Origin of the sequence: Psychromonas sp. (genome assembly GCF_041586535.1) — a bacterium.
Lineage (GTDB): Bacteria > Pseudomonadota > Gammaproteobacteria > Enterobacterales > Psychromonadaceae > Psychromonas.
The window spans coordinates 16,116-29,058 of sequence record NZ_JBFGZY010000031.1 but is presented as its reverse complement, the minus strand read 5'-3'; the positions used below and the strand labels follow the sequence as shown (position 1 = coordinate 29,058).

The following is a 12,943-nucleotide window of genomic DNA, read 5'->3' as shown; positions in this document are numbered from 1 at the left end:
TTATGGTCTCCCAGTTACTTTGCCGGATCATGTGGCGGTGCTGCGCTAGATGCCCTGACGACTTATATCGAGCAACAAAATAGACCTAAGTAACGTTAATGCTTCGCATCAATGATTTTCATCACCGCCATGAATGACGGTGTTTTTCATCTAAATGGATAAAGGCAGCGGCTCCGCCTTTTAAGGGCAGGGGAATGCAGAGGAAAAATTATCCCTGGAACACCTCTTTTTGTCTGTACAAAGTCTCTGCAGAACTTGGTTTACCCAATTATATTTTCGTAGATCTTAAATCACAGGCCGCCGGTTGTAACTACGAAAAAATGCAAATCATTATTTATGATGCACTGGATTTGATGCAGGATTTTAAAGTAAAAAAAATTGCAATGAACGGTATAAGGACTTTTAGAGCCGAGCCTGAAGCTGAGCTAATCACTATCGTACGGCAATGGTTAACGGAGCACGAAAATGCATTTGAAAGTGTATTACTGGTGGACAAACGTGGCGGATTTGAAAAAGTATGGTCATCAGTAGAGGTTGCTGACAGACCGTTTTTATTGAGCTTGGCAGGTTAAATACAGAGCGGCTCTGCTTAATAGGATGGGGCACCGCTGAGTGTTGAAATAGAATATTTTGTGGCAACCATTTTGCCCTGTTCTCCCCCCTTCGATTTTGTTCTGTTTTACGACAGACCCAATGACCTGCTTCTATAATTGACCTCAACTCGGGATAATGGAATCGAAATTACCTTTAATATCAAAATATTAAAGATTTGCATTATACAGTGCTGTTAGTTTTGTGTAGTTCAAGGCAAATCATCGAAGCAATAGCTGGCTATTGGGAGATGATTTAACGCAGAGATACGCGAAAATAACGGTGCTGTATCGATTTGCTTATCCAGAATTGAGGTTAATTACTTAAACAGCGATTAAAATCAGACTTACCATTCATTGCCACTTAGATAAAAAAATTCCTGAAACAATGTGTTATATCTTCTGAATCTAGCGAATGTTTTTGATTTTTGTTGATATTTGTGGCGTTGTATTTATTTTATATAAAAACGTGACCCGCGATCACATTACCTCGCTATTTTACTTCTCTCATGGTAAAAATTAAGTCAAAATATATCCTTGTTAGATAGGGTTTTAATTATTTTTAAGACAATTAAGTCATTTTTTATTTATATAGGAAAAGCAGTTAAAGGTATTGAAATGAATGACTTATCTGGTTTGTTTTTTAATTAATAGGTGGCTTAAATATGAATAATATAGCTTGTATAAAAAAGTTAGCGATGAATCGCTATCATGGTAATTTATCAGCTGAGAATGGGCCTGCACATTGGGATCGTGTTTGGGAAAATGCACAGATTTTGATCCCGAAAACGAAGGCCAATAAGACCGTTGTGCAGTTGTTTTGTTACCTTCACGACTGCTGCTCGGTGTACGACGGGAAAGAGCCGGAGCATGGACCCGCGGGTGCTTTTTTTATAAAACAAAATAAAGAGCTGTTTTCTTTTTTAAGCGAACAGGAATTTAAATTGTTAGTGGAGGCATGTGAAAAGCATGCCTTTCATGAGTTGTCGGAAGATCCTACGATCGGCACCTGCTGGGATGCCGATCGTTTAGATTACGGTAGATATGGGATATACCCCAAAGTACAGTTTCTATCAACAGAGGCTGCAAAAGACCCGGATTTAATTGAAAAATCTTACCAAAGAAGTATTACTGAGGTTGCACAGGCCTCATAATATCAGCTCACTTCATTATAACTTCTGCACTACATAAAGACGTTGCCCTAATAAAATAGCGGCAACGCTTAAACCCGCGGTGATACCAATCCAGAATCCTTTTGCACCAAGCGCCGGCAGCAGAATATCTGTCATTCCCAGAGTGTAACCAAGGGGTAACCCGACCAGCCAATAAGCAACAAAAGTCGATGCAAATATCGCCATCATCTCTTTATATCCCCGCAGTGCTCCTGCCGCGATTACTTGCGCGGCATCAATACACTGATACATAGCGGCAAAAACGATGAGAGTGACGGCTAATGCAATTACTTCCTGATCGTTAGTGTAAAGCAGGGCAATCTCTTCTTTGTAGGTAAGGGTTAATAATGCAGTGAACATAGAAAGGGTTAACCCTACTGTAAAACCTGCATAACTGGCATTTTTAGCTTGTTTTCTGCTGGCTTTCCCTAGGTTGAAACCCACTCGGATACTCACCGCATTGGCGATGCTCATCGGGAGCATAAATATCATGCTGGAAAAGTTGATTGCAATTTGATGTGCTGCGACGATGCCTGCGCCGAGGGGGGCAATTAAAATCGCGACGGCTGCAAAAATAGTGACCTCAAAAAATAATGCAACTGCCACCGGCAGGCCCAATCTGAAAATCGCTAACTGTGTTTTCCAGTCAATCGCAGCAAAAGAGGTAAACAGCGGGTAGTGGCGAAGTTTTTTAGCATAAAGGACATAAATAATCAGCGCAAAGAGCATAATCCAATACACGATAGTGGTGGCTACGCCACAACCTGCGCCGCCCATTGCCGGCAGACCGAATTTACCGTATACAAAAATCCAGTTAAGGGGAATATTGACAATTAATCCGATAAAACCGATCACCATTGCCGGGTAGGTGAGTGATAAACCCTCAACGTAATTTCGCAGTGCCTGAAATAATAAAAATGCCGGCGCTGCTGCTAAAACAGCATGCAGATAGCGAATGGTGATATCCTTTAAAACAGGTTCGATTTGCATAATGTCGATAAGATAACCGGCGTTATATAGAACCAGAGATATTGGTAAAGTGATTAATAATGCCAAATAAAGTCCCTGCTGGCCAATGCCGGGAATGCCAGCCGTATCGTTTGCACCATGGGCTTGTGCGGTAAGGGGAATAAGCGCCATTAACACGCCAACACCAAATAAAATGCAGGGAAGCCAGATGCTCGAAGCAATAGCAACGGCCGCCAGATCATCAGCACTGACACCTCCGGCCATCACAGTATCCACAAACCCCATCGCAGTTTGCGCAAATTGCGCAATAAAAATAGGGACGCTTAATTTGATAATTTTATTGATTTCTTGACGGTAAGACACTAAACATTCCAATTATAGAGCTGATACAAATTCAGATGTGGTTTATACGCGTTAGGTAGCGCTATTGCAATCATAACGCCCGTAATCAGAATGCCGGAAGGTGCACGCTGCTTAACAGTAAAAATTACAGGATAAATCTCTTATTTTAAAAAGAAAATAAAAGCATAAAAATGCTCCGGGGGTAAACTGTTAACCTTTACAATGTCTTGGGGTTACTTTTCATGAGCTTATTAACACTGAAAGCGTTCTTTAATCCAAAGTCGATCGCGGTAATTGGTGCTTCTGTCGCGCCGCACCGTGCCGGATACCTGGTCATGAATAACCTCTTATCCGGCGGATTTAACGGACCGATCCTGCCGGTCTCGCCAAAATACCCTGCAGTCCACGGCGTACTTGCTTATAAAAGTATAAATCAATTACCGATCCCCCCTGAACTGGCGATTATCTGCACCAATGAATGTCGTATCCCGACTATTTTGCAGGCCCTGGCCCAAAAAGACTGTAAAAGCGCGATTGTGGTCACCACTGAGAACGACAAAAAAATAGCAGAGACAATTTATCAAATGGCGAAAGCCCTTGGTATACGCCTGTTAGGCATGAGCAGTTTAGGTATTATCAATCCCTTTGCTCAGTTAAATGCAAGCCTTGCCCACTGCAATGCGCTGCAGGGTAATATTGCCTTTATTTCCCAGTCTGCCGCGGTTTGCACAACTGTATTAGATTGGGCAAACAGTAAAGAGATCGGTTTTTCCGCTTTTATCTCCTTAGGTGACGCACGGAATATCAGTTTTGCTGAATTATTGGATTATTTAGCCCGTGATAGTAAAACCCAATCAATCCTGCTATACATGGATAGCATCGCCGATGCGCGTGCATTTTTATCTGCGGCGCGGGCAATCTCTCAGCATAAGTCTGTTCTGGTGATTAAGTCAGGTCGTTCGCTGCCGGGGGCAAAAGCCGCATCTTTACACAGCAATGGCAAATATGGACATGACAGTGTTTATGATGCTGCTTTTAAACGGGCTGGTATGCTGCGTGTTTATGATCTGCATGAATTATTTGCTGCAGTAGAGACATTGGCATATGCAAATTATCTGCATGGTGAACGTTTAGCGATCATTACCAATGGAGGTGGTTTAGGCGTTTTAGCTGTGGATGATTTAATGGCTGCGGGGGGGCGTCTCGCCGAGCTGGACGATGGTTTAATAACCCGGCTTGACAGTTGTTTACCAACTAACTGGTCGCGTAACAACCCTATCGATATGATTGGCGATGCTGATCCTAAACGTTATGCCAGCGCCTTAACTATTTTAATGGACAGCGGGCAGGCTGATGCAATATTAATTATGCATTCACCTTCCGCGTTATCCGACAGTGAAGGGACAGCACAGGCAATTCTTGCCGTAATTGAAAAACACCCTAAACGCAAACAGGTTAACCTGCTTACCAACTGGACGGGGGAAGAAGCGGCCAAACCTGCGCGAAGATTATTTGCAAAAGCGCGAATTCCCACTCTCAGAACCCCTAAAGGGGCTATTACGGCGTTTATGCATCTCGTCCAGTACCGTCGTAACAAAAAACTGCTGATGGAAACGCCCACCAGTATCCCGGATAATCTGTATTATGATCTTCCTGCTGCTTCGCAATCTATTAAAGCCTTGGTTAATCCCGACTCTCTCTCGGCAAAACTGAATACCTTTCAGACCAAACCGATATTAGAAGCCTATCACCTTCATACCGTGAAAACAGTGCAGGTGAGCTCCGCAGAAGAAGCCTTGAATAAAGCAAAATTAATCGGTTTTCCTCTGGCAGTCAAAATTAACTCGCCTGATATTGTTTATAAATCCCTTGTCCATGGCGTGATGTTAAACATTAACAGCGAACATGAATTAGATTTGGCGTTAAAAGCAATCACAAAGCGGGTTAAAACTTTACTACCCGATGCCCGGCTAAGCGGTTTCACATTGCAGAAAATGGTCGCAAGTGGTCTCGGCTTGGAATTACGGGTGATGATTAAACAAGATCCAATATTTGGTCCTGTTATTGCTGTCTCGCAGGAGAGTGATGCCCGCGAGCTGTACACCACACTGGATAATGCCGTTGTTGCTTTACCGCCGTTAAACATGGCGTTAGCACGTTATTTGATGATTCAGGGTATTAAAGAGAAAAAGATCAAGGTAAAAAAAGCCGCTCAGGACTTTGATATGGACGCGGTGTGTTTAATGCTCACTAAAATCTCACAGATGTTACTGGATAATCGCGAGATCATCGATTTAGATCTTAATCCGGTGCTGGTGACGGGCAAAAAGGTGACTATTTTAGATAGCCAGATGCATCTTTTACACTCTGAAGTCTGCACTCAAAACAAGTTCGCAATCAGTCCTTACCCGAAGCAGTTAGAGGAAAGGGCGCAGCTTAAAAATGGCGAGCAGATCCTAATCCGGCCAATCAGAGCTGAAGATGAAGCGCGCCACCAGGTTTTTGATGCGGCTTTAAGTGCAGAAGATCGTTATAAACGTTATTTTTCACAGCGCGGTAAAATGAGCCATGAAGAGATGGCAATGTTAACCCAGATAGACTACGAACGGGAAATGGCTTTTATTGCCGTACGTTTTAATGAATCTGAACAGCAGGAAACGCTGGCGGTTATTCGCGCCACCATCGATCCCGATAATATAGAGGCTGAATTTGCTATGATTGTACGCTCGGATCTGCAGGGATTAGGCTTGGGGCAGATTCTGCTGGAAAAGCTTATTCAGTATCAAAAAGCCAAAGGCACAACTTATCTCAGCGGAATGACCATGCTCTCAAATGTCGGTATGGCGAGTTTATCTAAAAAATTAGGTTTTGTTGTGCTTAGAGATATGGAAGAAGGGGTGATAAATATGAGATTGGCTCTGCAGAAACAAACAGAATAATTTTTTTCTTCTGTTTGTAGATATGGGCTTAGCATTCTCTGAGCGTTCTTGTATATTAGTGTTATCAATGAGTCGTAAAAAGAGTGCCTTACAATGAGTCAAATTTCCTCGAACGAAAATACAGTAGAAAATAATCCTAAAGAAAAACATCTTTCAGACTATCAAGTTTCCGATTATGAAATAAAAAGTATCGATCTGGAGTTTGCGCTTTATGACAGCAATACTCAGGTTATCGCGGTGAGCGCAGTGTCACGTGTATCAGCCCTGGATAAACCCCTGTTTTTATTTGGTGAACAGTTGCAGCTTAACAAGCTGCTTGTTGATGGTAATGCCCATCAGGATTATCAGTTAGTTGAAGGCGGCATAGAGTTATTTAATCTGCCGCAGACATTTACGCTGGAAATTCATACGGAAATCAACCCGTTGGCGAATAGCTCCTGCGAAGGTTTATATAAGTCAGGCGGTGCTTTTTGTACGCAATGTGAAGCCGAAGGTTTTCGCCGCATCACCTATTATTTAGATCGCCCCGATGTGATGGCTAAATTTACCACCAAAATAAGTGCCGATAAATCTTTATATCCCTATCTGTTATCAAATGGTAACCGCGTTGACCAGGGCGATCTGGAAAATGGCCGTCATTGGGTCAGCTGGGCCGATCCTTTCCCTAAACCGGCTTATCTTTTTGCGTTAGTTGCCGGTCAATTTGACTGTTTAAAAGATACCTTCACCACAAAAAGCGGCCGTCAAGTTGCGCTGGAACTGTTTGTTGATCAGGGTAATTTAGATAAAACGGCTCACGCCATGCTTTCTTTGAAAAAATCGATGTTATGGGACGAACAGCGCTTTAATCTGGAATATGATTTAGATATTTATATGATTGTTGCCGTGGATTTTTTCAATATGGGTGCGATGGAAAACAAAGGCTTGAATATCTTTAACTCTAAATTTGTTCTGGCTAATTCAGAAAGTGCAACGGATCAGGATTATCTGGGTATTGAAGCTGTAATAGGGCATGAATATTTTCATAACTGGACAGGTAACCGCATCACTTGCCGTGACTGGTTCCAGTTAAGTCTGAAAGAGGGCTTAACCGTTTTCCGTGATCAGGAGTTCAGTTCCGATCTCGGCAGCCGCAGTGCCAATCGTATTGCCAATGTTAAAACCTTGCGTAATCATCAATTTGCTGAGGATGCAGGCCCTATGTCACATCCTATTCGTCCGGCTTCGGTCATGGAGATGAATAACTTTTACACCCTGACCGTGTATGAAAAAGGCTCGGAAGTGATCCGCATGCTGCATACCCTATTAGGCGAGACAGCTTTTCAGCAGGGCATGCAGTTGTACGTTGAACGTTTTGATGGACAAGCTGTTACCTGTGATGATTTTATCGCCGCTATGCAGGATGCCAGTAACATTGATTTGAGTTTGTTTAAACGCTGGTACTCTCAGTCGGGTACGCCGCAGGTGAATGTCAGCGATTATTTTGATGAGCATAAAAACAGTTATCAAATTACCTTTAAGCAGAAAACGCCGCCAACGGCTGATCAAAAAATAAAACAGGCACTGCATATTCCCGTTGATATTGAATTATTAGGTGAAACTGGTCAGGCTCTGAATTTAGGTGATAATAAAACCAGCAAGATACTGAGTTTAACTCACAGCGAGCAGACTTTTGTGTTTGATAACGTCAGTGAAAAACCGGTTCCTTCGCTATTTCGCGGTTTTTCTGCACCGGTTAAATATCAATATGGCTATACAGATCAGCAACTTTTACATCTGGTTAATTTCGCCAGTGATGAGTTTTCGCGTTGGGATGCAGGGCAGACCCTATTTAATAAGTATCTGGTTAAAAATGTGGCATGTACCCAGCAGCAAAAGGAGATGCAGCTGCCCGAACTGTTTATAGAGGGGTTCAGGACGGTATTATTAAACGAACAGCTAGATCCCTCTCTGATTGCAGATATGTTCGAGTTTGTCACGGAAAGCGGGGCAATGGAGTTGTTTGATAAGGTTGATATTGAATCGCTGCATTTGGCGCGTGAATTTATGCTCAAACAGCTGGCTGTTTGTTTACACAATGAGTTTGTCAGTGTTTATCATAACCATCAGGTGTCCGGTGAGTATACGCCTGATGTTGAGAATATTGCCAAGCGTAAACTGGCGAATCTTGCATTACTGTTTATAGCTAAAGCAGATCCCGGTCTGGCTGATGAGTTGGTGCAAAAGCAGATTAATAACTGTAATAACATGACCGATCATTTAGCGGCATTAGTGGCAGCCAACAGTGCGTTGCTTGCATGTCGTGAGAGTGTAATGCAGGATTTTGAAAATAAGTGGTTTGCTAATGGCCTGGTGATGGATAAATGGTTTGTGCTGCAGGCCAGTGTGGATCATCCCGGTGTATTGGATAATGTCCAGGCTCTGTTTAATCATCGCAGTTTTGATTTCAATAATCCGAATCGATTACGTTCATTGGTCGGCGGATTCGCACAACACAACCCTTATCATTTCCACGCGCAGGATGGCAGTGGTTACCGCTTCTTAACTGAGCAGTTAATCAAATTAAACAAGCAGAATCCGCAGGTTGCCGCGCGTTTGATTACACCTTTAATTCAGTTCAAACGTTTGGATGAAAATCGTAAAAGTTTAATCAAAGAACAGTTAAACCGTTTGCTTGAAATTGATGATTTAGCGATAGATCTGTATGAAAAAGTAAGCAAAGCATTAGCACAGTAAAAATCTACCTCGTAAAGTGATCCACAAAGCCTTTTTGCATATTCAAAAAGGCTTTTTTATTTGTAAGTGATCTGATTCACTTTTTTTTATCAGGGTTAGTAGACAATCATTTTATTTAAAATGAAAAGTTAACACTATGATAATTAAAAACTTAAAGTATATCTTGCCGGTTATTATCCCGCTCATTATCCTGCTGTTGCCAAGTGATAGTTTTGCTATCGTCGGACTGACATCGGTGGAGCAACGTGTGATTGCTATTTTTGCTATGGCAACACTCTGCTGGATATTGGAGCCGATACCTATTTTCGCGACCTCGGTAGTCATTATTGTTTCTGAGCTGTTGTTAATTTCCGATAAGGGCCTGTGGTTTGCCAAAACTGCGAGCCCGGATTTAGGGCATTTAATCAGCCATAAAACCATTATGGCAACCTTTGCCTCTCCGATTATTATGCTTTTTTTAGGCGGCTTCTTTTTGGCAATGGCGGCCACTAAATACAGGTTAGATATTAACCTCGCCCGTGTATTATTGAAACCTTTCGGCACTAACCCTAAATATGTGATGCTCGGATTGATGATAATAACCGCCATCTTTTCCATGTTTATGAGTAATACGGCAACCACAGTGATGATGTTGTCAATTTTAGCACCGGTTATTGCTTTACTTGCAAAACAGGATTTAGGCAAGGTTGCTTTTTCATTATCTGTCCCTATTGCTGCGAATATAGGCGGTATAGCAACCCCCATTGGCACACCGCCTAATGCCATCGCATTGAAGTATTTGGTGAATGAAAACAGTGTTTCTTTCGGGCAGTGGATGGTCTTTGGTGTACCCTTTGTGGCAGTGCTGTTATTCATTGCCTGGTTATTATTGATTAAATTATTCCCGACATCGACAGAGCAGATAAACCTGACTATTAAAGGCAAGTTTTTAAAAACGCCAAAAGCGATCACAGTTTATGTCACTTTTATCCTGACTATTTTATTATGGCTAATGGGCGATATTCACGGCATGAACTCCTACGTTGTCGCTTTAATCCCTGTTGCAGTGTTTGTGATATTTAAGATTATTAACAAAGATGATTTAAAGAGGATATCCTGGGATGTGTTATGGCTTGTCTCCGGTGGTATTGCATTAGGTGTCGCACTTGATGAATCAGGTCTGGCTAAAAATGCAGTTGCTGCAATACCTTTTGCCAATTTCCACCCTCTATTATTGATAACTGGCGCTTCTGTATTATGTTTAGTTATGGCTAACTTTATCTCTCACACGGCGGCGGCAAACTTACTACTGCCGTTAGTTGCTGCGCTGGGAGCATCGATGCAATCATTACTACCTTATGGTGGAGAGGTGGTATTAATTCTGGGGGTTACTTTTGCCGCATCCTTAGGCATGTCATTACCTATCAGTACACCGCCTAATGCCCTTGCTTACGCATCGGGTAATATTGAAACAAAACAGATGGCAAAAATCGGTGTTATTCTCGGTATTGTCGGTGTACTCATCGCTTATGCAATGTTGTACATTCTTAATAAAAGTCATTTTATCGGATAATATCAAACTGATTAATTAAGTGATCTGTTTAGGCGTAAGAAAAAATGAATGAAAGTAAGGCATTGATTGCAGTTACTAGTTATTCTAATAGCACAAAATCGAATGGAACGATTTTGAACAGCTTTAGCTGGCCATAAAGTGGTGAAGAACAGGGCGTTCTGAATCAAATCAATAACGAAGCTGGCATTTATTTTAACAAGTATAAATGGGCAGATAATTAGTCAGATTGGTATAAGTCATTACGTGTTAATTTGAGGTGCCAGGGGAGACAAAATGGATAAAATCAATATTATTTGTGTTGATGATGAACGTGAAGTATTAGAATCGGTCAGTCGTGATCTTGAGTACTTTAGTGACATGTTTAACATTGAAGAATGTGAATCTGCTTTTGAGTGTTTAGAGTTATTAGAAGAGTTCGATGCGCAGCAGGAATATGTCGCATTGATTATCTCGGATCATATTATGCCGGAGAAATCAGGTGTTGAGTTACTCACTGAAGTGGCCCAGGATAGTCGTTTTCTAGGAACCAAAAAATTACTGCTAACCGGCCTGGCAACACAAGCAGATACTATCAGGGCAATTAACAATGCCAAACTGGATAATTTCCTGGAAAAAGTGTGGGATCCAAATGAATTGCTGCAGATGGTAAAAGAGTTGGTCACTGAGTTTATTCTCGAAAAAGGGATTGATTATGAGCCCTTTATAGAAAAACTTGATTCAACCACTCTGTATAGGATGCTCAATCAAGCCTGATTTGCTCTGCATTTGTGTCTTAACCACACTGTTTATTGTTAAACAGTGTGGTTTTTGATTATCTGTTTGCGCTTATCTCCTGGCCGGTTAATTCATCTTTGTATAAATCTACCCAGAAAGCGGTCGCCCCGCAGACCGCAATGGGCATAATAAAAAAGTTTATGATCGGGATGGTAGTCAAAAAACTCACCAGCATACCAAAAGTCAGGTTTTTCCCCGGACGCTGTTTCAGGGAGGTTTTCATTGTTGCAAAAGAAATTTTGTGGTTATCAAATGGAAAATCCGCATACTGTATGGCCATCATCCAGCCGGCAAATACAAACCAGATGAAAGGAGCCACTATCTGCCCGAACGCCGGGATAAAAAACAATACACCGCAAAACAGCATTCGCGGTAAAAAATAAGCCAGTTTTTGTAATTCCCGCTTGAATATACGCGGTAAATCTTTAAGCAGATCGCTTAAACCACTATCGCCAGCGGACTGGTTGGTTAATAAAAATTCCGTTTTTTCTGCTAATAAACCATTAAAAGGGGCGGCAATTAAATTGGCTACGGTGGCAAACACAAATGTAAAAGCAAATAATATGGTAAAAATCAATATGGGCCAGAAAAGATAGCTCAGCCAGCTTAAAAATTCCGGTAGACCTGTGATATAACTGTCTACCCATTGCATAATAGTACTGAACAGAAACCAAAAGGCGCTGGCAAAAATGATGATATTAATCAGCAGAGGAATTAAAACAAAAACGCGCAATTTAGGATGGCTGAGCAATTTTGTTCCTTTAAGGAGGTATCCTAAGCCGGAAAGGGGCTGTTTTATGAGGTGCTGTTGGATCATGATTGACTCTGTTAAGTTATCGTGAAAAATATTCTAACTAAAAAAAATCGCTTTGTATAAAATGTGTAACAGTTTTAATAAAAAAAAACGCCAATCTATAGACGCATTACTATAATCAGGGTAGTTTAACAGTTTCTAAATATATACTTGCAATCAAGAGAACTTACCATGCAGCATTTTCAGTCCATCCTTATTTTTATCGGTTTACTTGCCATTGGCGCAGTATTAATTCATGGGTATTTTATCAGTCGTAAAGAAAAAGCCGCGCTTTTAGAAAAACAACATGCGGCTAAGATCGCCTCACAAAAAGAAAATAATCACGGTATTGAAAATGGTATTATTGACGATTTAGAGTTCACTCATCCGCGAGAGGAATATGAACAGGATGAGATTGATTTTTCCAAAGTATTAGATGATCAGGATATGGAAACGATTAATTTCGGCGAACAGGATGATTTTGATGAACAGGAGTGTGCAGATGGCAGATTCTCCGATGCTGACCTTGATACCTTTTCAGGGGAACACTCTTTCGAACGACAGGAAGCTGATAGCCAGGGCAAAATTGTTACCTTAAAGCAGGAGGGGGAAACTGATTCTGAGGAGAAGAGACAATCTATCACTGAGGCTCAAAAAAATGCGCCTGAGGACGTGTTTGTTTTCAATGTTGTTGCAAAAGAGGGAACGCAGATACGCGGCTCTGAGATATTGCAGTTTTTCATAACCTCTGGATTTAGATTTGGTGAGAATGCTTTTTTTCATCGTCATTTAAACTCCGATGGGACTGGTCCTATTTTATTCAGTATTGCCAATATGATGGCGCCGGGGGTGTTTGATCCTGATAATATGGAACAATTTGTCTCTGAGGGAATATCCTTCTTCGTTGTCGCGCCAAATCCGGAAATTAATGTCAAAGAGGCCTTTGATTTGATGCTCACTGCTGTTCAGCAGATGACCGACGAATTTGAGTGCCTGGTATTAAATGAAAACAGAGAACCCTTTACTGAGCAGCAATTTAGAGATGATCATAAACGTTTAATGCGTTATGTTTAGAG

The 12,943-nt window shown here is 41.5% G+C and carries 10 protein-coding genes; 8 read left to right on the top strand and 2 right to left on the bottom strand.

Annotation, left to right across the window (positions count from 1 at the left end):
• From ABZA00_RS05410 to ABZA00_RS05400, 3 genes are all read left to right on the top strand, one after another.
• Positions 1-93, top strand: a 93-nt coding sequence (locus tag ABZA00_RS05410; protein ID WP_372881122.1) for a transposase, incomplete at its 5' end; no start/stop codon positions are given.
• 101 nt (positions 94-194) lie between these two features.
• Complete coding sequence (locus tag ABZA00_RS05405; protein WP_372881121.1) at positions 195-572, top strand: hypothetical protein; 378 nt, start codon at positions 195-197, stop codon at positions 570-572.
• 683 nt (positions 573-1,255) lie between these two features.
• Positions 1,256-1,744: an HD domain-containing protein gene (locus ABZA00_RS05400; protein ID WP_372881120.1), complete on the top strand. Its 489-nt coding sequence runs from the start codon at positions 1,256-1,258 to the stop codon at positions 1,742-1,744.
• A 15-nt stretch (positions 1,745-1,759) separates the two neighbouring features.
• On the opposite strand, the gene ABZA00_RS05395 is transcribed toward ABZA00_RS05400, so the two are convergent.
• Positions 1,760-3,094: an MATE family efflux transporter gene (locus ABZA00_RS05395; RefSeq protein ID WP_372881119.1), complete on the bottom strand. Its 1,335-nt coding sequence runs from the start codon at positions 3,092-3,094 to the stop codon at positions 1,760-1,762.
• 221 nt (positions 3,095-3,315) lie between these two features.
• Between ABZA00_RS05395 and ABZA00_RS05390 the strand changes: the two genes are divergently transcribed.
• The 4 genes from ABZA00_RS05390 to ABZA00_RS05375 all read left to right on the top strand — a co-directional run bounded on the left by ABZA00_RS05390 (position 3,316) and on the right by ABZA00_RS05375 (position 11,053).
• The gene (locus ABZA00_RS05390) at positions 3,316-6,012 is read left to right on the top strand and encodes a bifunctional acetate--CoA ligase family protein/GNAT family N-acetyltransferase (protein ID WP_372881118.1); all 2,697 of its coding nucleotides are present in this window, start codon (positions 3,316-3,318) and stop codon (positions 6,010-6,012) included.
• A gap of 93 nt (positions 6,013-6,105) precedes the next feature.
• Positions 6,106-8,748: an aminopeptidase N gene (gene pepN / locus ABZA00_RS05385; protein WP_372881117.1), complete on the top strand. Its 2,643-nt coding sequence runs from the start codon at positions 6,106-6,108 to the stop codon at positions 8,746-8,748.
• A gap of 136 nt (positions 8,749-8,884) precedes the next feature.
• Positions 8,885-10,300, top strand: coding sequence for a DASS family sodium-coupled anion symporter (locus ABZA00_RS05380; RefSeq protein ID WP_372881116.1), 1,416 nt, complete (start codon positions 8,885-8,887; stop codon positions 10,298-10,300).
• 273 nt (positions 10,301-10,573) lie between these two features.
• On the top strand, positions 10,574-11,053 hold the full coding sequence (locus ABZA00_RS05375) for a response regulator (protein WP_372881115.1): 480 nt from the start codon (positions 10,574-10,576) through the stop codon (positions 11,051-11,053).
• Between the two features lie 58 nt (positions 11,054-11,111).
• Here the strand turns inward: ABZA00_RS05375 and cysZ are convergent, their stop codons facing one another.
• Entirely contained in the window at positions 11,112-11,891 is a 780-nt protein-coding gene (cysZ, locus tag ABZA00_RS05370; RefSeq protein ID WP_372881114.1) for a sulfate transporter CysZ, read from the bottom strand.
• 168 nt (positions 11,892-12,059) lie between these two features.
• Between cysZ and zipA the strand changes: the two genes are divergently transcribed.
• The gene (gene zipA / locus ABZA00_RS05365) at positions 12,060-12,941 is read left to right on the top strand and encodes a cell division protein ZipA (RefSeq protein ID WP_372881113.1); all 882 of its coding nucleotides are present in this window, start codon (positions 12,060-12,062) and stop codon (positions 12,939-12,941) included.
• The last annotated feature ends 2 nt before the right edge of the window (positions 12,942-12,943 follow it).